This window comes from Metallosphaera javensis (ex Hofmann et al. 2022) (assembly GCF_022064045.1).
Classification (GTDB): Archaea; Thermoproteota; Thermoprotei_A; order Sulfolobales; family Sulfolobaceae; genus Metallosphaera; species Metallosphaera javensis.
The window spans coordinates 69282-95619 of record NZ_JAKNCW010000001.1 but is presented as its reverse complement, the minus strand read 5'-3'; the positions used below and the strand labels follow the sequence as shown (position 1 = coordinate 95619).

25 protein-coding genes and 1 tRNA gene are annotated in these 26338 nt (G+C 44.2%); 14 read left to right on the top strand and 12 right to left on the bottom strand.

The genetic code is table 11. The annotated features are described in order from the left end of the window. Nucleotides 1–32 precede the first annotated feature (32 nt). The 4 genes from L3N51_RS00620 to L3N51_RS00605 form a co-directional block, all read right to left on the bottom strand. Complete coding sequence (locus tag L3N51_RS00620; protein WP_238024686.1) at nt 33–1454, bottom strand: NAD(P)/FAD-dependent oxidoreductase; 1422 nt, start codon at nt 1452–1454, stop codon at nt 33–35. Between the two features lies 1 nt (nt 1455). Next, nucleotides 1456–2469 carry an adenylosuccinate synthetase gene (locus L3N51_RS00615; RefSeq protein WP_238024685.1) on the bottom strand — a complete coding sequence of 338 codons (1014 nt, stop codon included), beginning with the start codon at nt 2467–2469 and terminating at the stop codon, nt 1456–1458. 136 nt (nt 2470–2605) lie between these two features. Continuing rightward, complete coding sequence (locus tag L3N51_RS00610; protein WP_238024684.1) at nt 2606–3649, bottom strand: formate--phosphoribosylaminoimidazolecarboxamide ligase family protein; 1044 nt, start codon at nt 3647–3649, stop codon at nt 2606–2608. Then, nucleotides 3646–4644 (bottom strand): formate--phosphoribosylaminoimidazolecarboxamide ligase, encoded by a 999-nt coding sequence (locus tag L3N51_RS00605; protein ID WP_238024683.1) that lies wholly within the window; start codon nt 4642–4644, stop codon nt 3646–3648. The genes L3N51_RS00610 and L3N51_RS00605 overlap by 4 nt, the downstream gene beginning before the upstream one ends. Nucleotides 4645–4700: 56 nt before the next feature. Between L3N51_RS00605 and purB the strand changes: the two genes are divergently transcribed. From purB to tes, 4 genes are all read left to right on the top strand, one after another. After that, nucleotides 4701–6071, top strand: a complete 1371-nt coding sequence (gene purB / locus L3N51_RS00600) for an adenylosuccinate lyase (RefSeq protein WP_238024682.1) — start codon at nt 4701–4703, stop codon at nt 6069–6071. A 23-nt stretch (nt 6072–6094) separates the two neighbouring features. Beyond that, nucleotides 6095–6180 (top strand) — tRNA-Thr (locus L3N51_RS00595). 14 nt (nt 6181–6194) lie between these two features. Beyond that, nucleotides 6195–7136, top strand: a complete 942-nt coding sequence (locus tag L3N51_RS00590; RefSeq protein ID WP_238024681.1) for a thiamine-phosphate kinase — start codon at nt 6195–6197, stop codon at nt 7134–7136. 67 nt (nt 7137–7203) lie between these two features. Then, nucleotides 7204–8949, top strand: coding sequence for a tetraether lipid synthase Tes (gene tes / locus L3N51_RS00585; protein WP_238024680.1), 1746 nt, complete (start codon nt 7204–7206; stop codon nt 8947–8949). Between the two features lie 6 nt (nt 8950–8955). Here tes and L3N51_RS00580 read toward each other — a convergent pair whose 3' ends face one another. From L3N51_RS00580 to L3N51_RS00550, 7 genes are all read right to left on the bottom strand, one after another. Then, on the bottom strand, nt 8956–9585 hold the full coding sequence (locus tag L3N51_RS00580; RefSeq protein ID WP_238024679.1) for a 2,5-diamino-6-(ribosylamino)-4(3H)-pyrimidinone 5'-phosphate reductase: 630 nt from the start codon (nt 9583–9585) through the stop codon (nt 8956–8958). 167 nt (nt 9586–9752) lie between these two features. Further along, nucleotides 9753–10277 carry an MBL fold metallo-hydrolase gene (locus L3N51_RS00575; RefSeq protein ID WP_238024678.1) on the bottom strand — a complete coding sequence of 175 codons (525 nt, stop codon included), beginning with the start codon at nt 10275–10277 and terminating at the stop codon, nt 9753–9755. Further along, on the bottom strand, nt 10274–10981 hold the full coding sequence (locus L3N51_RS00570) for a phosphoribosyltransferase family protein (protein WP_238024677.1): 708 nt from the start codon (nt 10979–10981) through the stop codon (nt 10274–10276). Before L3N51_RS00570 ends, L3N51_RS00575 begins: the two co-directional genes overlap by 4 nt. A 79-nt stretch (nt 10982–11060) precedes the next feature. Next, entirely contained in the window at nt 11061–12488 is a 1428-nt protein-coding gene (gatB, locus tag L3N51_RS00565; protein ID WP_238024676.1) for an Asp-tRNA(Asn)/Glu-tRNA(Gln) amidotransferase subunit GatB, read from the bottom strand. Next, the gene (gene cdd, locus L3N51_RS00560) at nt 12481–12894 is read right to left on the bottom strand and encodes a cytidine deaminase (protein WP_238024675.1); all 414 of its coding nucleotides are present in this window, start codon (nt 12892–12894) and stop codon (nt 12481–12483) included. The genes gatB and cdd overlap by 8 nt, the downstream gene beginning before the upstream one ends. After that, nucleotides 12869–13516, bottom strand: a complete 648-nt coding sequence (upp, locus tag L3N51_RS00555; RefSeq protein WP_238024674.1) for a uracil phosphoribosyltransferase — start codon at nt 13514–13516, stop codon at nt 12869–12871. The genes cdd and upp overlap by 26 nt, the downstream gene beginning before the upstream one ends. A 4-nt stretch (nt 13517–13520) precedes the next feature. After that, nucleotides 13521–13763: a 30S ribosomal protein S28e gene (locus tag L3N51_RS00550; RefSeq protein WP_238024673.1), complete on the bottom strand. Its 243-nt coding sequence runs from the start codon at nt 13761–13763 to the stop codon at nt 13521–13523. A gap of 73 nt (nt 13764–13836) precedes the next feature. Between L3N51_RS00550 and L3N51_RS00545 the strand changes: the two genes are divergently transcribed. Continuing rightward, the gene (locus L3N51_RS00545; protein ID WP_011921174.1) at nt 13837–14022 is read left to right on the top strand and encodes a 50S ribosomal protein L24e; all 186 of its coding nucleotides are present in this window, start codon (nt 13837–13839) and stop codon (nt 14020–14022) included. A 1-nt stretch (nt 14023) separates the two neighbouring features. Continuing rightward, the gene (gene ndk, locus L3N51_RS00540; protein ID WP_238024672.1) at nt 14024–14446 is read left to right on the top strand and encodes a nucleoside-diphosphate kinase; all 423 of its coding nucleotides are present in this window, start codon (nt 14024–14026) and stop codon (nt 14444–14446) included. On the opposite strand, the gene infB is transcribed toward ndk, so the two are convergent. After that, nucleotides 14436–16229: a translation initiation factor IF-2 gene (infB, locus tag L3N51_RS00535; RefSeq protein WP_238024671.1), complete on the bottom strand. Its 1794-nt coding sequence runs from the start codon at nt 16227–16229 to the stop codon at nt 14436–14438. The two genes, ndk and infB, sit on opposite strands and share 11 nt — an antisense overlap. Nucleotides 16230–16311: 82 nt before the next feature. Between infB and L3N51_RS00530 the strand changes: the two genes are divergently transcribed. From L3N51_RS00530 to L3N51_RS00495, 8 genes are read left to right on the top strand one after another with little or no spacing between them, the layout of a single operon-like run. Further along, complete coding sequence (locus tag L3N51_RS00530; RefSeq protein ID WP_238024670.1) at nt 16312–17598, top strand: NAD(P)-dependent malic enzyme; 1287 nt, start codon at nt 16312–16314, stop codon at nt 17596–17598. 55 nt (nt 17599–17653) lie between these two features. After that, nucleotides 17654–17905 carry a DNA-directed RNA polymerase subunit H gene (locus L3N51_RS00525; protein ID WP_011921178.1) on the top strand — a complete coding sequence of 84 codons (252 nt, stop codon included), beginning with the start codon at nt 17654–17656 and terminating at the stop codon, nt 17903–17905. 2 nt (nt 17906–17907) lie between these two features. Beyond that, nucleotides 17908–21282 (top strand): DNA-directed RNA polymerase subunit B, encoded by a 3375-nt coding sequence (locus L3N51_RS00520; RefSeq protein ID WP_238024669.1) that lies wholly within the window; start codon nt 17908–17910, stop codon nt 21280–21282. Continuing rightward, nucleotides 21275–23935 carry a DNA-directed RNA polymerase subunit A' gene (gene rpoA1 / locus L3N51_RS00515; protein WP_238024668.1) on the top strand — a complete coding sequence of 887 codons (2661 nt, stop codon included), beginning with the start codon at nt 21275–21277 and terminating at the stop codon, nt 23933–23935. Before L3N51_RS00520 ends, rpoA1 begins: the two co-directional genes overlap by 8 nt. A gap of 4 nt (nt 23936–23939) precedes the next feature. Next, nucleotides 23940–25118, top strand: coding sequence for a DNA-directed RNA polymerase subunit A'' (gene rpoA2, locus L3N51_RS00510; RefSeq protein ID WP_238024667.1), 1179 nt, complete (start codon nt 23940–23942; stop codon nt 25116–25118). A gap of 7 nt (nt 25119–25125) precedes the next feature. After that, a complete protein-coding gene (locus L3N51_RS00505) occupies nt 25126–25437 on the top strand; it encodes a 50S ribosomal protein L30e (RefSeq protein ID WP_238024666.1) in 312 nt (103 codons plus the stop codon). Between the two features lie 12 nt (nt 25438–25449). Then, nucleotides 25450–25881: a NusA-like transcription termination signal-binding factor gene (locus L3N51_RS00500; protein WP_238024665.1), complete on the top strand. Its 432-nt coding sequence runs from the start codon at nt 25450–25452 to the stop codon at nt 25879–25881. An 11-nt stretch (nt 25882–25892) separates the two neighbouring features. Beyond that, a complete protein-coding gene (locus L3N51_RS00495) occupies nt 25893–26333 on the top strand; it encodes a 30S ribosomal protein S12 (RefSeq protein ID WP_011921184.1) in 441 nt (146 codons plus the stop codon). Nucleotides 26334–26338 lie beyond the last annotated feature (5 nt).

Genomic DNA, 26338 nt, shown 5'->3' with positions numbered 1-26338 from the left:
TTATATAACGAGATTAGGGGATTAAAAACCCGTTATTTCTTGATGTCTAAATAATCTATTCCCAGCTTGTTGAGTATTCCTCTAGCAGCTAAAACTCCTGTCGCCGCTGCTATGTTTATGCCTCTTGAGAGACCCGCGCCATCTCCTGCTGCATACAGGTTATCCACAACTGTTTCCATATTGCTATCCACGACAGCTTTCATGCTGTAATACTTTATTTCTGGAGCGTAAAGTAGCGTGTTGGACGAATAAATTCCTGAAGCCATGTTGTCCAGTCTCTCAAGACCTTCAACCAAATCAGCGACAACCCTGTAGGGCATTCCCATACTGATGTCTCCCGGTGTCACATCCTTGAGCGTGGGTTTAACTGTGGACCTTCCTATTCTCTCCCACGTGCTTCTTCTACCTTTCTCAAAGTCTATGAGCCTCTGAAGAATTGGCTTTTCTCCTCCCAACCTTGTCATCAATCTCGCTACACTCTTCCCATACTCAATGGTATCCTCTAGTGGGTCTGATAGCTTTACTGTAGCTAAGAACGCAAAGTTTGTATTTCGGCTTTTTTTATCCACATACGTCTCACCATTAACACCAATGGTGCCGTCGTCGTAGACCTCCTTCATGATGAATCCTCCCGGATTTACGCAGAAAGTCCTAACCTTATCGTCGTACTTCCTAGTGTACATAATAACCTTGGGATCCCAGACCGCACTAGTTAAATCCTCCATGATGAACGATTCCACTTCTACTCTAACGCCTATATCAAGAGGCCCTGATACCATATCTACGCCCAGCCTCTTGGCCTGATCGTAGAACCATTTGGCACCAGATCTACCTGGCGCAGCTAGCACTGTCTTGGCTTCTATCTCTCCCTTATTGGTCTTGAGATTGAACATATTCCCTTTCTTCTCCAGTTGATAAACTTCGGTAAGCTCTGAGATTTTTATTCCGTTTTTCTCCACGTAATTTGTCATCTCTTCTATTACGAGGGGACTCTTGTCCGTGCCTATATGCCTCTGGACAATGGGAACGAATTCTGCTCCAGCCTTAGCTGCTTTTCTCTGGACTTCTTTGACCCTCTCCTCGTTAGGTCTAAATAGCCTGTCCTTAGGAGCACCAAACTTCACGAAAACGTCGTCAATATAGTTAACTAGGTTTTGTGCTTTCTCCCAGCTTCTCATTATCTCGTGAAGCTCTCCACCTATATCCGGTCTGAGGTTTATTATCCCGCTACTGAATGTTCCTGCTCCTCCCAGACCGTAGTTTATGTGACACGGTGTACAGAAGGTGCACTTTTCCTTGGGCGTGAGCAACGGGCAACTCCTTCTAGATGCCCTTACTCCCTTATCCAGTAGAAGAACCCTGTATTCTCCGTTCTTAGGTATGGCGTTGGCTATCTCATATGCCGCAAATAAGCCTGCGGGACCTCCCCCTATGATTACTACATCATACTCCATGCTACTCACCAACCTTCTCCTTCCGGAGATCTATGGTGTCTAAGGAATCCTCTCCCGTACCAATTAGCGTCACAGGAACCTTAAGCTCGTTTTCTAGATCCTCAATCCACATCTTAGCCTCCCTTGGCAGCTTAGAGTATTCCCTTACCCCCTTTGCATCCTTGAAGATAGCGTCTAGCTTGGTTATGGCGATCTGTGTGGCCGAATTAAGCTGAATTGCCTTTCTGGCAAGTGTTAGGTTAAAGGGTGCAGCTCTCCTCATTCTACCAGTGACAGTTCCTCTCTCCACAAGTCCCATCTCTTCAGCCTTCTCTTTGGGTAATTCGTTCTCTAGGTACCCCTCTCCTACCCTAGTCACGAACGACTTGAAGATGATGATGATCTGGTTCACGTATTTGGGTCCCAGCCCAATCTCGCTTAAAACCCCTCCTGATGTGGTATTCCTGCTGGTGACAAAGGGGTATTCTCCGTGATATAGGCTCAAGTACGTTCCCTGACTTCCCTCGCCTAGAACCTTTTCACCCTTCTCTATATATTCTAGGGCAGTATCTGGCACATTTGAAATATATTTCTCTAGATCTTTAAAATCCTTAGCCAGTTTTAGTTTTCTTAGAACTCTCTTAGCCTCCGAAGTTCCTACCCCCTGACCGGTACTACCTATTACCTTCATTAGGTACTCGTCCCTTCTCTCCTCCTCTACCTCTTCTTGGGTGATTATCCCAACGTGCGGGTCCATCACGAACCTCTCCGCAGATCCAGTTTCATTCAATTCCTTAGTCAGTTGCTCTACGCTTGTAAGGGCTCCTGGGCCTAGGGCCAGTTTAACTTTAGGATTGACGAAGGCCGAGGGTATTATCCTGATTTTCCACGTCCTACCGTTATATGATACCGTATGGCCCGCATTTATGGATCCTGTCCTTATCGCAAGGGAATATCCGCCGTTTAAACCTAGATATGAAGCTATCTTTCCCTTACCTTCGTCTCCATAAAAACCTCCAACCAAAATATCTAACATTAAACACCGTTTTGGTTAATCTCCTTCCATAATATAAAAACCTTAACGTAGAGGATTTATCATGATAAAAACGGTGTTAATAGGGCCAGTAAACAGAACAATTACATTCTCTATATAGATAAAACTCAATTATTAATTAACTTGTAACGCTCTCGAGCTCCCTTTTCTGCATAGCCTCTTTGATTTCTATGGCAATTCTTCTCCCAAGGCTGATGGGCCTACCGAAATATAACTTGGAGTACTGGCTCCCTATTCCCATATAGGCGTTAGTCCCTCCACCTATTCTGGGAGCCACATCAAAGACCACTATGTCTAGGTCAGGAGTAACTGCCAGTTGTAATGTAAACGGGCCTATTATGCCTCTTTTTTCCAGTTTTCTGGTGGCTTCGACAAACGAGTAACCTGCCTCGAATAGCCTCTCAAGCATGCTCTCCCTAATTGTTGCCGGCTCATGACCGACCTCAATTAATCTGGGATATCTTCCCAGTTTGCTCTGTATATCAAAGGGAAGTCGATAATACGAATCCCAGTCACTTTGAATTCTTCTGTCAACGCTAATTATTTCAACTCTGTCAAATACTGGTGAGTAGAAATAGTTAACATTGAAGTACGCTCCAAAAATAAACTCCTCTATAACCATCTGTGATATTCCTTGCTGATCTATGATTCCGTCCCTCTCTAGGTTTCTCAGTTTCTCCTGAAAATCTTCCCTGTTGGCGGCGAAGAAGAATCCTCTTTCAACCCTTCTTTTTGCCTCAGGTATCTTGGCTATGACAGGACCTTCTACCTCTTCAGGTTTCAGGATCCTAGGCCTCCTTATTTTAGCCTCGTCGAGTATCCTGTAGTAGTTCTTCTCCCCTGTTCGCTCCTCCCATCTGAGCATCATCCTGTTTCCGAAGAACTTAACCTTCATGGTTTCGATAGCGTCATAACCTAGGTATACCGCCATGCTCCTGTTTGGTACGATGAGTGCATCCTGTTCAATCAGGTTCCTCTGAACATCCTCAGAAGAAATCTCTTTGAAATCATTGAGGACTATGCATGCATCCACTATCCTTTTGAACTCCTTGTAGGGCCTTTCCCTCCCCTTCTTGCAAAGCGCTATTGTGCTGAATCCCTCATCCTTAGCACCGTCAAATACGTCCAGTGCAGAGTGGCTCGCAACAGAAGCTATTTTCATGTTGTCACCTCATTTAGCCTGTTCTTCTGTAGGGCTAGATTTATTTCTCTCCCTATCCTCCTGCCTACGCTCATGGGTTCATCCCAATAGAGCCAGCTATACGGACTCCCGTCTACGTAAAGGTTAGTTCCAGCCACGATTCTTCCGGAGAATTCGAAGACCACCACATCTAGCGTATCCGTAACCACTGATTCGAGACAGAAAGGCCCTATGGCTCCCGGAGGTACAATGTTTCTTGTGGTCCTAACAAAATTCTCAGCGTATTCATACACCGACGGCAATATACTCTCTCTAGCTACAGCAGGTATATTTCCTGCAACCACAAAGGTTGGTTCCACTCTCAAATCGCTGGGAAGCCTCCTCAAACCGTCCACATTTGACTCATATCTGATATCAATCCCTGTCATCTCCACACGTTGTAGAACGGGACTATAGAAGAATTGAAAGTACATAGGAATTCCAACTACGTATTCTTGGATGATCAGATCTTCGACATTATTGATAAGTCGCTTTTCCAAGAGCCTCTTTATCCCTTCCTTAACTTCCTGTTTATTCCTAGCTATAAAATACCCTCTACCACCCTTAGCCCCAGGTAATTTCACTATAACCATTCTGTCAACGTCCTCAGGACTTTCGAATTTCATTGGCGTTTTTATGTTACTTAATTCAAGTAATTTCATCTTCTTGGTTTGGTTGGATTCCCACGGGAACAGGTTTCTGTTGCCAAAAATCGGCGTTCTTATTCGTGAGACCCTCTCCATGCCTATGTATTCTATTAGACTTCCATGAGGTACAAATACCGAATTTGAAGTGCTATTAATCTTATCTACAGCCTGATCTTCATCAGAGTATACGTAGAAATTGTCTATGAAACTGAATCTTCTGTAAAAACTTTCCCTTTTGGTGCTTACGACAATTCCTGTTTCAAAGCCCTCTCTCTTGGCTCCGTGAAGGATCTGAAGGGACGAGTGACTTGCTAGGGTGAGTAATAGCATCTCGAGGCTTAGAATAAGGAAATGTACTTTTAAACTTCCTTGATCTTGCAAAGAGTATGGATGTTGTCTGCCCCATAGATTGGAGGTATGGTAGCGAGGAGATGAGAAGAATATTCACGAGGGAAGGAATGATCAAGTACAGGATCAGGGTGGAGCTAGCCTTACTTCATGCGTTGAAGGAACTGGGTTACCTATCTGAAGACGAGTACGTCAAGGTGGAGAAAGCCTCAGAGAGTATCACTCCTGAGGAGGTGGATAAGTTGGAGGCCAAACTTGGACATGATGTGATGGCCCTCGTGGTATCCATGGCTGAGAGGGCTGGGGATGCGGGTAGATTTGTTCATTTTGGTGCGACAAGCTATGACATTGTGGACACGGCCTACGCTCTCATGTTCAGGGATGCACTATCGATCCTGAAGGATAAGATGATCAAATCATTGGAGAAGCTGAAGGATCTAACTCTGAGATATCAAGACCAAGTTATGGTGGGCAGGACTCACGCTCAACACGCAGTACCAATAACCTTAGGATTCAAGTTCGCAAACTACCTGTATGAAATGACAAGGTCTCTGGAAAGACTTGTTGAGGTTGAGAAGAGGGTAGTACTAGGTAAAATGAGCGGAGCCGTTGGTACCATGGCCAGCTGGGGAAAGGATGGACTTAGGATAGAACAGCTTGTGATGGAGAAGCTTAACCTAAGTCCACATTCCATATCCACACAGGTTGCACCTAGGGACGGGTTTGCTGAGCTGATCAGCGATCTTGCCATAGCCGGTTCGGTTATGGATAGGTTTGCAATAGAGGTGAGGGAGCTCATGAGGCCAGAGATCGGGGAAATAGCGGAGGGAGTTGGAGAGAGAGTGGGTAGTAGCACCATGCCCCACAAGGAGAACCCCGTGACTGCTGAGAAAATAAGCGGGCTCTCCAAGCTACTGAGAGGAATGGTGATATCGGAACTGGAGAATATACCCCTATGGCATGAGAGGGATTTAACAAACAGTTCCAGTGAGAGATTCATCATCTCTCACGCCTTCCTTATCATGGATGAAATGATGGATAGTTTCTATGAATTGTTATCTAACCTGAGAGTCAACTTGGAGGCCATGGAAAGGAACCTTGAGCTAAGTAAAGGATTAAACATGGCGGAGAGCCTGATGATCAACCTCACACTGAAGGGAATACCTAGGCATAAAGCCCATGAGATGGTTAGCAGGATTTCCAGAGAGGCCAGAAAAGAGAATACCAGTCTCTTGGAAGAGGCAATGAAGGACAAGATGATTTCCTCCACGTTCTCGCGCGAAGAACTCGAAAGGATATTAAATCCCAAAGCATATCTAGGTCAATATAAGGCGATCATAGGAAGGGCTATAGATAGCTATGAGCGTCTTTTGAATAGGCTCAACGAGGCTAGGGGAGTTATACATTAATACCCCAAGCCAAAATTTTCCATGCCGCTGTAGCTCAGCTGGTAGAGCGCCGGCCTCGTATCTCCGAAGCGAAAGCCGGTGGTCGCGGGTTCAAATCCCGCCGGCGGCTCATTGGTGAGTTTGATGAAATTAAGGGAGCTGGGAGAGCATAAGTTCATTGAGACAGTCATATCCAAGTATGTGGATTCCGACGTTAACTTGGACGTCTATAGGCAGGGGAACATTGTTCTGAAAATAGACGGATTTCCCATAAAATACACTATGCCCTTTATGGATTTGTACGATCTGGGATGGAAGGCTGTAGTTGCAACTATGAGTGATTTGATCTCCTACGGCGCAATTCCTTCCGTGGTCCTTTCGTCTTTCGGGCTCAGTCCAGAGATCGAGTCAGGAGAGGCAGAGAAGATGATAATGGGAATGAGCGATGCATCCAGGTATTATGGAGCTATATTTGGTGGAGGAGATACCAATTCCTCGCAGGACTCTGGCTGGATAGACGTAGCCATACTTGGCAATCCTATTTGCGGAACCAGACCTAAGGCAGAACCAGGAGACCTACTATATATTACGGGCGAGTTAGGGCGAACAACTGGCGCATTTCTATGGTATATCTCAGGCGGAAAGTCTCCCTTAATCCAAGATTCTCTAATCAAACTTAAGCATCCAGTGGTGGATAGGGCCATTTTACGTGCACATAGTGAACTTTGTAATGCTATAGCACTCGGGACTGATGTGAGTGATGGGATACTGGTAAGTCTTAATAAAATAGCCCGTTACATTGGTTATGGAATTAATATAGATAATATTCCGTTAGTGGAATATATCCAGGAGTTGGTTGACAAGAACATTGTTACCATGGACGAGGTACTGAGATCTGGAGGGGAAGAATATGAGACAATTTTTGTGGTAAAGAAGGAGTCATTGCCTATTTTCTTGGATGTCGTAGATAAGTACGGTATATCTATGAAAAAGATCGGTAGTGTTATTGATAGCGAGCCTGAGATCAGATTAAGTTCAAAAAGATATGATGTCCACGGATGGGATAACTTCAAGGGCTGGTTTTAACCAAATAACCGGTTTGTAAGGAGAATAGACTTATATATAGTCCTAGCAATTTCATGTGTAGATCTACATGGCTCAAGTTGAGACAGAAAACAAGGGTTTTAGACTATTGCCAGCGCCATCTAAATTCGAGAATGGTGAAGTAAAGTTTGGCGACAGGGACATTAAGGTTGGAGGACCCTTACCTAAGCTTTCCCAGGACGAGAAGCTAATCAGGGTTACACATTCTTTGTGTCCCGCTTGTTACAGGTTACTCCCAGCGACTATATTCGAGAAAGATGAAAAAATGTACATCAGGAAAATATGTCCTGAGCACGGAGAATTCGAGGATCTTTACTATGGAGACGTGGGCATGTATTACAAATTTGATTATTGGGAGTACGAGGGCAAGGGTCCTAGAGTCCCTTACGTGGATCTTAAGTCCCCCTGCCCCTATAACTGTGGGCTCTGCCCCATGCATCATCAGCACTCGGCACTTGTAAACTTGGTCATAACTAACAGGTGTGACTTATCTTGTTGGTACTGCTTCTTCTACGCTGAGAAAGCAGGTTATGTCTTTGAGCCTACACTAGAGCAGATAAAATTCATGGTTGATCAGCTGAAAAGGCAGGATACAACAATAGTCATTCAGGTCACAGGTGGCGAGCCAACCCTGAGGGAGGACATAGTTGAGGTAATCAGGCTTCTCCGGGAGTCGGGCGTTAGGCATATTCAGCTTAACAGTTGGGGAGGAACTTTCGCTAAGATGTACATGACTGATCCCGATAAGGCAGTCAGGTATGCAATAGCATTGAGGGAAGCTGGGGTCAATACGGTTTACATGAGCTTTGATGGTACCACTAGAAAGACCAATCCCAAGAACCACTGGGAGGTTCCGTATACCTTAGAGGTGTTTAGAAGGGCAGGGATGACCAGTGTTGTCCTAGTGCCTACAGTAATCAAAACTGTAAATGACCATGACCTAGGAAACATAGTGAAGTTCGCAGCAAGGAACATGGATGTGGTGAGAGCCATAAACTTCCAGCCTGTCAGTTTGACGGGAATGATGAAGAGAAACATGAGGGCCAAGTTCAGAATAACTATCCCAGAAGTTCTGAAGAACATAGAGGATCAGACCGATGGTGAGATCACCAGGGATAGCTGGTACCCAATAGGCACCTCTGTTGTGTTCTCGAGGTTGGTCGAGGCGCTAACTGGTAAGGAGCAATTTGAAATGGCTAACCACCCGAGCTGCGGTGCTGGAACCTACATTTACATAGAATGGAGAAACGGAGAACCTCACTTTATACCAATTTCCAAGTTCATTGATCTAGAGGGACTACTGGAGTACTTCAAGGAGAAGGCAGAGGAACTTAAGGAGGGAGCAAATAAGTATTGGATAGGAATGAAGTTACTCTATAACGTCAGGAAATTCATAGATAAGGAGAAAGGTCCCAAAGACTTTGACGTGTACAAGATGCTGTATAACGTAGTAGTAAGCCATAACTACGAGGCTTTAGGTGAATGGCACTATAGGACACTCTTCCTAGGAACCATGCACTTCATGGACCTCTACAATTACGACATCAACAGGGTCATGAGATGCGATATTCATTACGTAGTACCTGACGGGAGAGTTATTCCGTTCTGTACTTACAATGTTCTCAACGATCTCTATAGGGATAAGGTACTTAGGGAGTACCAGATACCCCTAGACGACTGGATAAAGAAGCATGGGGAAAACAGTCTAGGCGACGCAATGAAATATAGAAGGGTGGCAAGTACCCTGGAAAAGGGAGAGATATACAAAGAAACATACAAGTACTTCGGCGAATAATTTTCTTCATTTGATTTTTCTTTTATAAATTATAACTATTTCTTCTCCACATTGACAAATATAGCTAGATTGTAGCTTAAGCACAGGCGACAGGTACCCAGGAAAGCCTTCTCCGTCAAAGATGGAAGTTCCAGATCCAAATATTCTTGGAGAAATGGTTACCCTGAGTTCATCCACGCATTCCTCCTTCAGGAGAGACCAGTTTAATTTTCCTCCACCCTCAACCATTACTGTTCTTACCGAGAACGTTTGATAGAGATCACTCATGGCGTCGCACACGGTGGAGAAAGTCCTCACGTATACTCCCTTATCAGTCAGGCTCTTCAAAGAATCGTTAAGGTTCTTTGTGTAAACCACAGTGGGAGGAGGTACATTGAATATTTTCAGCCCAGGGTCCAGATCTCCGCTATTGGTTATAATAACTCTAATTGGATTTTTCCCTTTGTAGTACTTTAGAACCAGACTAGGGTTATCAACTCTAGCTGTTCTTGCTCCTATTACCACCGCATCTACCTGGGCTCTTAACATATGCTGTCTTGTTTTATCGTACTTACAGCTAAGCTCACTGAAGGAATCCCGGGCCGCTATCTTGCCATCCACTGTCATTGTGCTGGATATGATAATGTAGGGTCTCATCTTTTCAAATCACAGGTCTCAAGTTATAAAACCAAACTCGCAAGTCACATTTAGATCTCTTTTCACAGGTTACGCAGCAGTCATAACAAACGTTGCTGTTCTTTATCCCACAGAACTTGACCATCCTAGGTCTGAAGCAAGATCCACAGTTTTCCTCGTATACCATTTTAATACCTCTTGTATTCATATAGCCCGAAAATATATTTAATCCTGGAGTCAAAGGGGCTTAATTTAGAGGCCCCTACAAAGAGGCTGTCGTTATTTCTCAAGATTATTGAACCTCGAGTGGGAGAACCACTCCTAGTTATTTTAATATCTCCCATCACTATCCTATTTTCTCTCAGAACCATAAAGGGTGAAACAGGCGGATACTCTTCACCGGCGCATTTACCCATCCTCAAGCCGGTTGAATCATTCTCGTGAACGATAATTCTAGCGTCTATCGTATCCACGAGAAATTTGGCACCTGCGGCAGCGTCCCTCAAACAGCTGGTCAAAATCACGTAGATGGACTTGGTCTTTTCCTTGGCGATCTCCAGAACGTTCCGTAACAGTTCTGTAGGCTGTTCTCTTCCTCCAGTGTCTATAAGGTAGAAGTTATCTCCGGTCTCAACTAAGTAGGCGTTTCCAGGATATCCGTACATCTTTCCCGCAACTACGTAAACTCCCTTAGCTATCCTCGCAATGCTCACAGATCAAATACGACCTCCATTGGAAATTCGTTGACGGAGTTAATGTTTTCTCTCTTTGCTACAATGATGAGAGCCCCTATGACAGTGGCGCCTGCCTTTTTAATCAGTTTCGATGTAGAAAGTAAAGTTTTTCCTGATCTCATCACATCGTCAACTATAAGGATCTTATCCGATTTTGATATGAAGTCTCGCCTCGCGTAGATGCTGGCAACCACACTATCAGACTCCTTTACGTTTTCTTCCACGTAGGTCAAGTATATGGAGTCCTTATGTTTTTTCACGATTATCAGTGGCTTATCCAGTATCGTGGAAACGATGGTGGCAAAGGGTATCCCGTTACTTGCAATACCAACCACTTTTTCCGCATGCATGAAATGTGCAATGTGCGTCTCTAGGAGTATCTTTAACATGTTAGGGTAGTGAAGAAGCTCCGATGTGTCGATGAAAGAATCAGGAAATTTTCTAATTTTATCTTGGAAAAATCTATGAAGGAATCCTCTCTGGCTGACCTTTCCAATCAGGTCTCTTGCCTGTTGCTCGCTGGGCACAGTGGATCCATTAACGTACCTGCATAGAAGACTCTCCTGTAAACCCAACAACTTGGAAAGTTCCTTATAGGTGTACCTGTTCTTTAATTCTCTCAGCAGATCCACGGCTAACAATCTATCCCTTAGGTCTTTGTCCTTACTTCCATCGCGAATCATTAAAATATCGCCTTCCCATTGTTGTTACAGATGATTGGGATCTTAAGTGCTGATCAAGTGATGTAAAAAGGTTTCCTGATCAGAGGCCTAGTTTCCTTCTTATGATCTCGTTAACCAGCTTAGGATCAGCCCTTTTCCCGGTCTTTTTCATAACAATTCCCACGATGTAGTTAGCAACCTTTGGGTCCTTCTTAACTTTCTGAATTAGCTCAGGTTCGTTCCTTAACGCCTCGTCGACTATACCTTCTATAAGGCCTTCATCAGAAACGGTGGTAAGACCCATGGAAGCTACTATATCGCCGGGCATCTTACCCTCAGTTATTATAATGGGCAGTATTTCCTTGACAATCTTTATAGTAATAATGCCCTTATCCATCAACTCCAGTAACTGGCTAAGGTGTTGTGGAGTCGCCTTGGAGTCGGTAATTTTCATGTTTTTATCGTTTATCCATCGAAGGTAGTCATTGATTATTAGATTGGATAATTTCTCATAGTTTTTGTAATTCTTTGCCGTAGCCTCGAATAGATCAGCGAGAGCCTTATCCATGACCAGAACAGTGGCGTTATATCTGTTTATCCCGTATTGTTTTATCATTCTTTCTACTCTAGCGTCCGGAAGCTCTGGGAGGTTCTCCCTAATCTTTCTCACAAGCTCCGATGATATTTCATATGGAGGAAGGTCAGGGTCTGGGAAATACCTATAGTCTTCATCAGTTTCCTTAGCCCTAGATGAGACTGTGACCTTTCTGGCGGAGTCCCAGTGCCTAGTTTCCCTAGGAACTTTCTGACCCTGTAATATGGCGGCCCTCTGCCTAGCCACCTCGTATTCCACTACCTCTTTAACGTCCTTAGGGGATCCCACGTTCTTAACTTCCACCCTCTCTCCTCCTTCCACCGAGATGTTAACATCAGCCCTCATTGAGCCCTCAATTTCACAGTCACATACCCCAAGGTGCTCTAGAATGGACTTAAGCTTGTCCAGGAACAATTTGGCTTCTTTAGAATTTTCTAGGTCAGGTTCAGTAACTATTTCTAGCATTCCCATTCCAGACCTGTTGTAATCCAGAAGAGTATAGGTGCTGGTTAACATTGATCCCGTGGGATATATGGTCTTGGCTGGATCTTCCTCAATATTTATCCTTCTTATTCTAATAATCTTTTCTCCTAAGTTAATTCTACCATTTTTAGCAATAGCCATACTACCTGGGCCGTCATATTGAGAAATTTGATAATTTTTGGCCATATCGGGATAGAAATAATGTTTCCTAGTAAATGTTAGATACCTAGGATACTCACACTCTAGAGCCATGGCCACCATTAGGGCCTTGGTCAAGGCTTCCTCATTTAGTACCGGTATTGCCCCAGGAAGGCCCAAGCACACGGGACACAGATCCGTATTTGGATCTAAATTAACGTAATCTGCGGGACATGAACAGAAAAGTTTAGTTTTTAGGGAAGTTAAGTGAACGTGAACTTCGAGACCAATTCTAGCCTTTGGCTCACTCATTATTCTCACCTTTTAATACGAATGAATGCGGTAGGAGTTCATTTAAATAAAATGTTATGATTTTCCCAGTTTTATCCCTAGTTACTATCACAATATCGGTTCCAAACTCCCTAAGGACCTGCCTACATGCACCACATGGCATTATTCCACTTCCATCCGAAAGGGAAACCGCTATCTTCTTGAACTTTCTAATCCCCCTTGCGACAGCAGTGAATACTGCCACCCTCTCCGCGCACATAGACAAGCCATAGGAGGAGTTCTCCACATTAGTGCCCAATATAATCTCTCCGTTCTCTCCAAGCAATGCCGCTCCAACCCTTATACCTGAGTATGGCGAATAGGAGTTGCTAGCGGCCATCGTGGCCTGAGTCAGAAGCTCCTCATCCGAAGGATCTGTCACCTGCATCACCCAACCCTGGCACAATATATCCCCTGTTATTAATTTCAGGATCTATGGACACGGTAAAAATATCCACATCAGGATACTTGTTACGTATTTTGGTTATACCGTACTCTGACGCAATGACAGACGCTATGATCATCCTCTTAGGCCGAAGCTGAGATATCATGTCTAGTATCTTCATCATTGTACTCGCTGTAGCTATCATGGGGTCCGCAATAATAGCGATGTCATCCCTTGAGATTCTTGGGAACTTCATATACGTTATTTGAACTTCCATTTCTGTAGGCGGGGAGGAACTTTCCACCTCCTTTCTAGAGGCAGCAACAACGCCCTGCTTGGCTGCAGGAAATGCCTTCAAGAGTCCCTCAACTAGAGGTGTAGCCGCTCTTAACACGTTAACTATCATGATATTGTCTAGGTCTCTTATTACAACCCCCTTTGCCTCCACTCCAAGTGGAGTTACTACCTTGACAATATCAAAATCAAGATGATTAGCTATCTCGTATCCAATAAGCCTCCCCAACCTAACCATTCCTTTCCTAAACATTATCTGATCGGTCTTAGCGTCTCTAAGTTGAGTTAATATATGCAAAAATAGTGGCTTATCTAGTAAAAATACAGCCATGAAGTTACCTCTTAGTTGTTAACTTTCTTGCCTCCCTTTCTGTTTCCCTAAGAATTACGATGTCTCCAAGTCTCACTGGGCCCTTAATGTTTCTGGTCAATATCCTGCCCTTGTCCCTTCCTTCAAGAACCCTCACTCTGACTTGAGTAACCTCTCCTGTAACTCCAGTCCTATCCAGTAATTGAATAACCTCAGCTGGAAAGCCGAACTCCTCAATAATTGAAGAGGTCTGTTGTCTTTCGCTCATGTTTTCTTACCTTGTATAAGGTCTCAGCAATTCACTTATATACTTCACTCATATTGAGATAAGGTAGATCAAGATGGTAGTTTCCCATAAATGCAGTTTCTGTGGCGGGGATATACCACCGGCTACTGGCATGATGCATGTTAGGAATGACGGAACAATCCTTTGGTTCTGCTCAAATAAATGCAGAAAATACATGTTAAAGTATCATAAAGACGCTAAAAAGTTAAAGTGGACAACCTCCTACTCGAGGGTAAGGTAAATTGGTCATCCAGAAGACCTTTGTAATGATTAAGCCTGATGGAGTGAGAAGGAAACTCGTTGGAGAAATAGTGGCAAGGATAGAGAGGAAAGGATTAAGAATAGCTGCCATGAAGATGGTCAAGATTGACAAGGAAAAGGCAAATAAATTATATGAAGAACATATGGGAAAATCCTTCTTCAATGAACTTGTGAGTTATATTACTTCAGGTCCAGTGGTTTGTATGGTTGTAGAAGGAGATGAGGCAGTTAAGGTTATGCGAACCCTCATAGGGGCCACAGATCCTAAGGATGCGTCGCCTGGTACCATTAGGGGAGACTTTGCCCTATCTAAGGCCGAGAACGTAATACATGCCTCAGACGCGGAAGAAAAGGCAAAAAGGGAGATGTCTCTTTTCTTTTCCCAGAACGAGATCATTGAATGAAAATGCCATAGAGGGGATTCTCCGACTTTTTTATCTTTATCAGTTCTTTAATAACTTCCATCATATCTTCAGTAATGGAATCCTTATAATTCTTGAAAAGTATTTCCAGATCCTCCTGAGGAACGTCGGTGTAAAGAACGTCTCCTTCTTGTACTTGCCTACCTATCATTATATTTCCCTTTATTGACATGGAGACCTCCATACCCTTTGTGGCCCTCTCAAGATTCTTCTTGTTGTCCTGAATCGCCAGAACTTCTCCCACCCTCTGTCCATCTTCCCTTATAAGTGGATATTTGGGCTTCACTACTCCTCCTAACACCTCTATGCCTACAATGGCTGGATCGCTTCTTCTAAAGACGTATCCTGGTAATATCTTGATCTTTCCAGGTAAAATCAGGGAATCTAGGGTCCTCCTCTTCCTCCTTTCCCTAAGATCTTCTATGTATTTTACAGTGTCATCAATTAACTGGTAAATTATATCATTGTAAATTATCTTCACCTTGGATACGTCCAATCCTTGGAGAGGCTTCACTCTGAAGGCAGCAATTATCCCATACTCCTCAACCTCCTTCGCTGAGAGTTCGGCTTCAATTAGATCCCTCTTCGTGATTGGACCTATATCGGCAACTCTGACCGGGATTCCTATTTTCTCAAATCCTGCTACCAGAGACTCCAAGGATCCTAAGCTGTCCGCCTTTACAACTATGCCTGTGGAATTTCTGGAGAACCTTACCTTGGATAGCTCCTCCTCAATTAATTTCCTAGCCTCCTGAAGCTTGGCCTCATCGTTGGCAACGTATAGGGGAGATCCAGCTAGAGCTTCTTCCAGACCTGGTGCAGAAATTTTAACACCCGCCGCTGCAGATATCTCATCAATGCTCTTGTAACCTGACCTGGTCATTCTCATGTCTTGTAGAGGTGCGGGGAGTAGGATATTCCTTATTTTAGTTACAATTACTCCGTTTATACCTCCTAGCACTATTGTATCATTTTTCCTGAGTATTCCATCATAGATTATTACATCAATGGTATGTCCCAATCCCTGTTCTTCCTTAACTTCGAGAATTACTCCCTTGGCCGGTCCCTCCACAACTCTTAGCCTTGTTTTAAGGTACTGTTGCGTCAGACCTGCCAAAAGAGCTAGTAGTTCAGGTAAACCCTCCCCAGTCTTCCCTGACACTGGAACAATGGAGATATAGCGCGTGAAATCTCTTACCCTATCGAATCTTTCCGCATTAAAACCCATTTCTGCTAACTGCATGACCAATTTGTATACGTAATTGTCTAGGGCTTTCTGAACACTTTGCGATTGGGTTTTAAAGGACTTTGTAAAGGTCTCATTCTCTAGAGGCTTCCAACCAGGGATCCTGTCAATCTTATTGGCTGCAACCAGAAATGGTACCTTCTTATCCTTCAAGATCTCGATAGACTCTGTGGTCTGCTTCTGGAATCCTTCAGTTATATCTACAACTAGGATCGCTATGTCCGCTACACTACCTCCTCTTCTTCTCAGGTTGGAGAAAAGTTCATGTCCCGGTGTGTCTATGAAAAGTAATCCTGGAATTTCTAGTTTTACAGGAATAATACTTTTCAAGGGCTGTGCAACCTTCTCAATGACGCTACTGGGAACGAAACTGGCGCCAACTTCTTGGGTCATCTCACCTGGCTCCTTCTTAACAACAGCTGTTCCCCTAATTTTGTCTAGAAGAGTTGTCTTACCATGGTCAACGTGACCCAAAACCACAACAATTGGCTGTCTAAGTCTCACCTCTGTCTTAGACAATCAGAATCACCGAACCTACATGATATGGTGAGCTTTGTTTATTATTTTTAAGTAAGTACGGTTTTTCCTTTGGTTGAGAAAAATGGTCGTAACTGATTTTGAGAGCATGGCTTTGGATGTAGCGGTGAGATATAAAGGAAAAATCCAAGTTATGCCGAAGGTTCCTGTTAACTCCCTAAATGATTTCTCAGTGCTTTACACTCCTGGAGTGGCAGCAGTTTCTCAGGCTATTCATAAGAATAGGGAACTATCGTTCCACTATACCTATAGATGGAATGCGATTGCTGTGGTAACAGACGGATCCAGGGTACTGGGTCTTGGTGACATTGGTCCAGAGGCAGCTATGCCGGTAATGGAAGGCAAGGCTCTCATCTTTAAGTTCCTAGGTGGGGTGGACGCTATTCCTCTTCCTTTGGGGACAAAGGACGCAGATAAGATTGTGGAAACGGTAAAGTTACTGGAGCCCGCCTTTGGCGGGATAAATCTGGAGGATATCGAGTCCCCTAAGTGCTTCTATGTATTAGAGAAACTTAAGAGTATAATGGAGATTCCTGTTTGGCATGATGATCAACAAGGTACCGCGGGAGCTACCCTTGCAGGATTGATCACAGCCCTGGAGATAACTGGAAAGGATCCCAAGACCATTAAAATTGTTCTCTTTGGTACGGGTGCCGCTAACATAGCCACTGCACGTCTATTAGGAAAATTTGGAATTCCGCTTAAGAATATTGTACTTGTAGACTCGGCAGGAGTGATCTATAGGGGAAGGGAAGACGAGGAAAGAATGAAAACCGAAAATCCATGGAAATATGAGCTACTTAAGGAGACCAACGGAGAAGGTGTCACCAAGATAGAGGACGCATTTAGGGGAGCCGATGTTGTGATAGCAGCATCAAAACAGGGGCCAGACGTAATTAAAAAGAGCTGGATAAAGCTAATGAATACGGACCCCATAGTGTTTGCACTGGCCAATCCTACACCTGAAATATGGCCGGAAGAGGCAAAAGAGGCCGGAGCCAAGATTGTGGCAACTGGAAGAAGCGATTTCCCCAATCAAGTGAATAACTCCCTCATTTTCCCGGGAGTGTTCAGGGGGTCTCTAGATGTCAGAGCTAAAGCAATAACGGATGAAATGGTGATTGATGCGGCGAGAGAGTTAGCCAGTCACGTGAGGGAGAAGGGAGCCACCCCAGACTACATCATTCCAAAGATGACTGAGTGGGAAATATATCCGCGCGTAGCTGCAGCTGTGGGAATAAGGGCTATACAGCAAAATGTTGCTAGGGTATCAAGGAACTATAACGAGCTCTTTGATAACGCTAAAGCCTTAATCGAGAAAGCAAGAACGCAATTGAGATCTATAGCTTAAATTTTTATAACTATATACACTATGAACCTTTGCCTAGTATACTAGGGTGTAGGTTATGCGTTCATCTTCTAAAAAGATAGACCCGAGCGTGCATGTTCTTGTTCCCAAACATGAAGTGCTTTCCGTTGAGGAAGCGTTCAAGGTTCTCAAAGAGCTTGGTATTGGGCCCGAGCAACTTCCTTGGATGAGAGCTTCGGATCCTATGGCAAGGACGATCAACGCGAAACCAGGGGATATTGTGAAAATCACAAGGAAAAGTCCCATAGTTGGAGAGCTCGTAGTTTATAGGTATGTGGTGAGTGGATAGACATGCTTTCAGTTGATGATAGGTGGGTAATAGTAGAGGCTTACTTTAAGTCCAGGGGGTTAGTGAGACAGCATTTAGACTCATTTAATGATTTTATAAAGAACAAGCTTCAGGAAATCATAGATGAGCAAGGAGAAATAACAACTGAAATCCCAGGTTTAAAAATCAGATTAGGTAAGATAAGAGTAGGCAAACCCAGAGTTAGGGAGGCCGACAAGGGAGATAAGGAAATAACACCCATGGAGGCGAGACTGAGAAACCTGACCTATGCCGCACCGATTTATTTGACCATGACACCTGTTGAAAATAATATTGAGGGAGATCCCACAGAGGTTCATATAGGAGACATTCCCATAATGCTCAAATCAATAGCCGATCCAACTTCAGAATTCAGTCAGGACAAACTCGTGGAGATCGGAGAAGACCCAAAGGACCCAGGAGGATACTTCATCATTAATGGAAGTGAAAGGGTAATAGTAACTCAGGAAGACTTAGCTACAAACAGGGTTTTAACGGATGTGGGTAAGGCTGGGTCCAATGTGACTCACACAGCAAAGATAATTTCAAGTACTTCCGGATATAGGGTTCCTATAACTATAGAAAGATTGAAAGATTCCACCATTCACGTCTCGTTCCCTTCAGCACCGGGTAGGATACCTTTCGCCATACTCATGAGAGCCCTAGGGGTAGAGACCGACGAAGACATTACGCTAGCGGTATCCCTTGATCCAGAGATACAGAACGAACTCCTTCCCTCTCTGGAACAGGCCAGCTCCATTTCTTCTAAGGAGGATGCGCTGGACTTCATTGGTAACAGGGTAGCCATAGGCCAAAAGAGAGAAATGAGGATACAGAAGGCTGAGCAAATTCTAGATAAATACTTCTTACCACATATAGGTACAAGTCCCTCGGATAGAACGGCTAAGGCTTACTATTTGGCTTTTGCAATATCCAAGTTGATTGAACTTTACCTAGGAAGAAGGGAGCCTGACGATAAGGATCATTACGCAAACAAAAGGCTAAAATTGGCAGGAGATCTCTTCGCCAGCCTCTTCAGGGTAGCGTTTAAGGCCTTCGTTAAGGACTTGGTTTTCCAGCTGGAAAAGTCAAAGGTTAGAGGAAGAAGGTTGGCAATAAACGCTCTTGTGAGGCCAGATATAATTTCAGAGAGAATAAGGCACGCCCTTGCAACAGGAAACTGGGTTGGAGGAAGGACTGGCGTAAGTCAGCTTTTAGACCGTACCAATTGGTTATCAATGCTTAGCCATCTCAGAAGGGTAGTTTCATCCCTGGCAAGGGGCCAGCCCAACTTCGAGGCCAGGGATCTCCACGGGACTCAATGGGGTAGAATGTGCCCATTCGAAACCCCAGAAGGTCCCAATAGTGGTTTGGTGAAGAATATAGCTCTCTTAGCTCAGATATCCGTGGGGATAAACGAGAAAAGCCTCGAGAGAACCCTTTACAACTTTGGCGTGGTTCCCGTAGAGGAAGTTATTAAGAGGGCCAAGTCAGAGGAAGGTCAATCCGAAAATTATCAGAGCTGGAGCAAAGTAATTCTAAACGGAAGGCTGGTTGGATACTATCCTGATGGACGTGAGTTGGCCGAGAAGATAAGGGAAAGCAGAAGGGAGGGAGAACTGAGCGATGAGGTCAATGTAAGTTATAACATAACGGAGACCTTTAACGAAGTATATGTCAATTCGGACAGCGGGAGGGTAAGAAGACCCCTCATAGTTGTTAAGCACGGTAAACCTCTGGTAACGAAGGAGGACATTGAGAACCTGAAAAAGGGCAAGATAACCTTTGACACCTTAGTGAAGGAAGGTAAAATAGAATTTCTTGATGCCGAGGAGGAAGAGAACGCGTATATTGCTCTGGAGCCAAAGGACGTAACCAAGGAGCATACTCACCTAGAAATATGGGCCCCGGCAACTCTCGGGATAACTGCCTCAATTATTCCATACCCGGAGCATAATCAATCTCCTAGAAACACCTATCAGTCTGCTATGGCCAAGCAGGCTTTGGGATTATATGCAGCTAACTATCAGATAAGGACAGACACTAGGGCTCACCTTCTTCACTATCCCCAAAAACCAATAGTTCAAACAAGGGCTCTGGAGGCTATAGGTTATACGGAAAGGCCTGCAGGTAATAACGCTATATTCGCCCTCATGTCCTACACTGGATATAACATGGAAGATGCCGTTATCATGAACAAGTCTTCAGTTGACAGGGGCATGTTTAGGTCCACATTCTTCAGACTCTACTCTGCGGAGGAAATCAAGTACCCAGGAGGTCAAGAGGATGAAATCTTACTCCCCGAGCCTGGAGTTAGGGGTTACAAGGGCAAAGACTATTACAGGCTTCTGGAATCCAACGGAATAGTTTCCCCGGAGGTGGACGTTAAGGGAGGAGATGTATTAATAGGTAAGGTAAGTCCGCCAAGGTTCCTTCAGGAATTCAAGGAATTATCACCGGATCAGGCCAAACGTGATACATCTATAATAACTAGACATGGGGAACGCGGTACCGTGGATCTAGTGCTGGTAACTGAGACATCTGAAGGGAACAAACTTGTAAAGGTGAGGGTTAGGGATTTAAGAATTCCAGAGATAGGAGACAAGTTTGCCACCAGACATGGACAGAAAGGAGTAATTGGGATGTTGATACCTCAGGTAGACATGCCATACACAACTACAGGACTAGTTCCAGACATAATACTTAATCCTCATGCGCTTCCTTCTAGGATGACCGTGGGTCAGATAATGGAGGCTTTGGCAGGGAAATATGTGGCTGCTACGGGAAATCCCATAGATGCGACGCCTTTCTATAACACTCCAATCGAGGAAATTCAGAGGAAGCTTCTGGAGCATGGTTATCTGAGCGATGGTTCAGAAGTTGTATATGATGGTAGAACTGGAGAGAAATTGAAGGGAAGGATACTGTTTGGCGTGGTTTACTATCAGAAACTCCATCATATGGTAGCGGACAAGATGCATGGTCGTGGTAGAGGTCCGGTTCAGATACTCACAAGACAGCCCACTGAAGGTAGAGCTAGGGAAGGAGGACTCAGATTTGGGGAAATGGAAAGGGATTGCCTCATAGGGTATGGCGCAGCAATGCTAATCAAGGACAGGCTGCTGGATAACTCAGATAGGGCAACAGTATACGTTTGTGAGCAGTGTGGATATGTTGGTTGGTACGATAGGACAAAAAACAAGTATGTATGTCCTATCCATGGCGATAAGACAACTTTATACCCTGTTGTAATATCATATGCGTTTAAGTTGTTACTTCAGGAACTCATGAGTATGGTTATCGCGCCTAAGTTAGTGTTGGGAGATAGGGTACCTGTTGGAGGTAATTCCAATGAGTGAGAGATATCAGGTTAATGAGAAGATAATAAAGGGAATTCGTTTTGGGATACTATCCCCGGACGAAATCAGGAAGATGTCAGTCACCGCCATAATAACTGCTGACGTATATGACGAGGACGGTACTCCCATAGAAGGGAGCGTGATGGATTCTAGGCTCGGAATAATAGAACCTGGCCAGAAGTGTCCAATCTGTGGAAATGTTCTAGGTAACTGCCCCGGACATTTTGGTCACATAGAGTTAGTAAGACCTGTTATCCATGTAGGTTTCGTCAAGCATGTCTACGACCTGTTAAGATCCACCTGTAGGAGATGTGGGAGGGTAAAGATTAGTGAAAGCGATATTGAAAAGTACAGGAAAATCCATGACGCAATAAAGAAAAGATGGCCCTCCGCTGCCAAAAGACTGATTGATCACGTTAAGAAGACGTCCATGAAGGCTGCAGTATGTCCCCACTGTTCAGAGAAGCAACTGAAGATCAAGCTGGAGAAGCCATACAACTTTTATGAGGAAAGGAAGGAGGGTGTGATGAGGCTAACTCCCTCCGATATTAGGGAAAGATTGGAGAGAATACCTGATTCCGATGTGGAACTTCTTGGTTACGACCCAACCACCAGCAGGCCCGAATGGATAATTCTTACTGTATTACCAGTACCTCCCATTACCATCAGACCCTCAATAATGATAGAGAGCGGAATAAGGGCGGAAGACGATCTAACCCACAAACTTGTAGATATAGTAAGGATAAATGAGAGATTAAAGGAAAGCATAGATGCGGGCGCTCCCCAATTAATCGTTGAAGACCTCTGGGATCTCCTCCAATACCATGTGGCTACCTATTTCGATAACGAGATACCAGGCCTACCCACATCCAAGCATAGGTCTGGAAGACCGCTGAGAACCTTAGCTCAGAGACTTAAGGGTAAGGAGGGAAGATTTAGGGGTAACCTTTCAGGAAAGAGGGTTGACTTCTCGGCTAGAACAGTTATATCACCAGATCCGAACATCAGTATTGATGAAGTTGGAGTTCCATACGACGTGGCACAGATACTGACTGTACCGGAAAAGGTTACTAAGTGGAACATAGAGAGAATGAGACAATATGTTATAAATGGCCCAGATAAGTGGCCTGGAGCCAATTATGTAGTCAGGCCAGATGGAAGAAGAATAGACCTTAGATATGTCAAAGACAGGAAGGAGTTAGCTGCTACTCTTGCTCCTAACTTTATCGTGGAGAGACATTTGGTTGATGGTGATATAGTCATATTCAACAGGCAACCCTCGCTTCACAGAATATCCATGATGGGCCACAAGGTAAGGGTACTTCCAGGGAGGACCTTCAGGCTAAACCTTCTAGTATGTCCGCCGTATAACGCTGATTTTGACGGGGACGAGATGAACTTGCACGTACCGCAGTCTGAGGAGGCCATAGCTGAGACCAAAGAGTTAATGACAGTACATCGTAATATATTAACACCTAGATACGGAGGTCCAATTATAGGTTCGGCCCAGGATTACATTAGTGGCGCTTATCTGCTCACGGTTAAAACAACTCTACTCACTGAGGACGAAGTTCAGACAATTCTGGGAGTCGCAAACATAAATAAGAATTTAGAAGAGCCGGCAATTCTGGCGCCTAAAAGGCTCTACACAGGAAAGCAGATAGTTAGTCATTTCCTGCCTGAAGATTTTAACTTCCACGGGCCTGCAAATATATCAAGTGGTGTGAGATCATGCAAGGATGAGGACTGTCCACACGACTCCTATGTGGTGATCAAGAAGGGGAAACTGTTAGAGGGTGTCTTTGATAAGAAAGCGCTAGGAAACCAGCAGGCTGAAAGTATACTTCATTGGCTTGTAAGGGAATATGACGAGGATTACGTCCTCTGGCTGATGGATAATCTATTTAAGGTCTTCCTTAGATACATAGAGCTTCACGGTCTAACCATGACGCTTTCTGACGTAACCATTCCAGAGGAGGCCACAAAGAAGATTGCGGAGAGAGCACAAGAGGCAAGAAAGAAGGTTAACGAACTTATTGAAAATTACGAAAAGGGACAACTAGAGGTAATTCCTGGGAGGACACTGGAGGAAAGTCTGGAGAGCTATATTCTTGACGCGTTAGACAAATTAAGGAATGAAGCTGGAGAGATAGCCACGATGTATCTAGATCCGTTTAACAATGCATATATCATGGCAAGGACTGGAGCTAGGGGAAGCGTTCTCAATATCACTCAGATGGCCGCCATGCTAGGTCAGCAATCAGTCAGAGGAGAGAGGATAAAGCGCGGATATGCTACCAGGACTCTTCCTCACTTCAAACCTGGAGATATAACCCCAGAGGCAAGGGGGTTCATTTACTCTTCCTTTAGAAGTGGGTTAAATCCAATCGAGACCTTCTTCCACGCTGCAGGTGGTAGGGAAGGTCTGGTGGATACAGCCGTGAGGACATCTCAGAGCGGTTACATGCAAAGAAGGCTCATAAACGCGCTTTCCGATTTAAGAATAGAATATGATGGTACGGTGAGAACGTTATATGGAGAAATGATTCAGACTCTATATGGCGGGGATGGGGTTCATCCAATGCAGAGTGCGCATGGTAAGACAATAGATGTGGATAGGGTGTTGGAAAGGGTCGTTGGCTGGAAGAGGTGATCTCATGATAAATGACGCAGATAAGGAATATTTGGAACAGGCTCTATCTAGGTTAAGTGGAAAGATTCCATCGTCCATTATTCTCAAGCTAAGAGATTCAATAGTTAATTCCCAAATTGAGATCACCAGGGAGGAAATTGATAAAATCATGGAGATGGTAATGAAAGATTACCTTAGTTCGCTAGTCCATCCTGGGGAGGCAATAGGTGTTGTAGCTGCTCAGTCAATAGGTGAGCCAGGTACACAGATGACATTAAGGACTTTCCACTTTGCTGGCGTTAGAGAGTTAAACGTTACCTTAGGTCTACCAAGGCTTATAGAAATCGTGGATGCAAGAAAGGTTCCTTCCACTCCCATGATGACTATTTACCTGAATCCAGAGTACGCAAAGGACCGGGACATGGCACTGGATGTGGCCAGGAGGATTGAATACACTAGGGTGGAGCATGTCGTGGAGACAGTTAACCTGGATGTTGGTGGCATGGGTATAATTCTCAAACTGGATCCTGTCCTGCTTAAAGATAAGGGATTGACCACAGAGGACGTGGAGAAAGTGATTAAGAAACTTAAGATGGGAGACTATAGGGTTGAGAACCCTGACGAGTACACAATTGCCATATATTTCGAAAATATGGACACCGTGACCGGGCTATTTAAGATCAGAGAAAAGATCCTGTCCACAAAGATTAAGGGAGTTAAGGGGATTAAGAGGGCAATAATAAGGAAAAAAGGAGACGAATATGTTATCATCACTGATGGATCCAACCTTGAGGGTGTTCTAGGCGTTAAGGGTGTTGACGTCTCCAGAATAGAGACCAATAATCTACATGAGGTAGAAAGCGTGTTGGGCGTGGAGGCTGCAAGAGAGCTTATAACGAGAGAGATAAAGAGGGTCCTTGAGGAACAGGGTCTAGATGTGGATATAAGGCACATAGAGCTAGTTTCAGACATAATGACAAGAACAGGGGAAGTCAGACAGATAGGTAGGCATGGTGTAACTGGCGAGAAGACTAGCGTACTGGCAAGAGCGGCCTTCGAGGTTACGGTGAAACATCTCCTTGACGCAGCTGCGAGGGGCGACATGGAAGAGTTTAAAGGAGTAGTAGAAAACATTATTATAGGCCAACCAACTAAGCTGGGTACCGGAATGGTTGAACTTTTAATGAGACCCGCGAATAGGTGAAAGGAAAATGTCACAATCAATAACTTTCGAGTCTGAAATCAAGGTCCTTCTTAAGACAGGTAAAGTAATTCTAGGAAGTAAGAAGACCATAAAGGCTTTGAAGCTGGGAAAGCTAAAGGGAGTTATAATAGCTTCAACATTAAGAAGTGATATAAAGAACGATATAATGAGATACGCGTCTTTGGCTGGTGTTCCTGTTGTAGAATATAAGGGAAGCGGATGGGAACTGGGAACAGTGGTAGGTAAACCTTTTCTCATATCTACTGTGGGCGTAGAGGAGCTTGGGGATTCTCAGATCATGAAATTAGCAAATCAGTGACGGTGATAACAAATGCCTGATATTAAGTTAACTCCCGAAGAGATGCGATACATGTCGCTTTTTCAAGATGTAACAAAGGTTACTGTAAGAGATTGTATAATAGACGAGGAAGGCAATAGAATAATATTCCTTGTAGATCCTGAAAATATGGGAATGGCTATTGGAAAAGGAGGAATGAATATCAAGAAGTTAAAGAAGATTATTGGTAAGGATATTGAAGTAGTGGCGTATAGCGATAACCTAGAAGATCTCATAAAGAACCTTATGTCACCTGCTAGGGTTAAGAGCGTTAAAACCATAGACAGCAACTCAAGGAAAACGGTACATGTAACGGTGGATCCTCAGGATAAGGCTATTGCCATAGGTAAAGCTGGGAGGAACGTCTCTAGGGCCAAAATAATTTTAAAAAGATACATGGACATAGACTCCGTGATAATTAATTAAGAGGTGTCGATTTGGCAGATAAGTCTCCAAAAGGTATATTTGCCGCTAGGAAACTAAAGCTCAGAAGGTTAAAGTTTAGATGGAGCCAGAGAAAGTTCAAGACTAGGGTCTTACAATTAAAGAAAAGATTTGATCCGTTACAGGGCGCCCCTATGGCTAGAGGGGTAGTTCTAGAGAAAGTTGGTATAGAGTCTAGGCAGCCCAATTCTGCAGTCAGGAAATGTGTTAGGGTTCAGCTGGTTAAGAATGGGAGGGTCGTAACTGCGTTCGTTCCTGGCGACGGAGGAGTAAACTTCATTGATGAACACGATGAGGTCATAATAGCCGGAATAGGAGGTACTTTGGGTAGGTCAATGGGTGACTTGCCTGGAGTCAGATATAAGGTAATAATGGTGAATGGTGTCTCCCTAGACTCACTATACAAGGGTAAGAAACAGAAGCCAGTCAGATAGCTAAG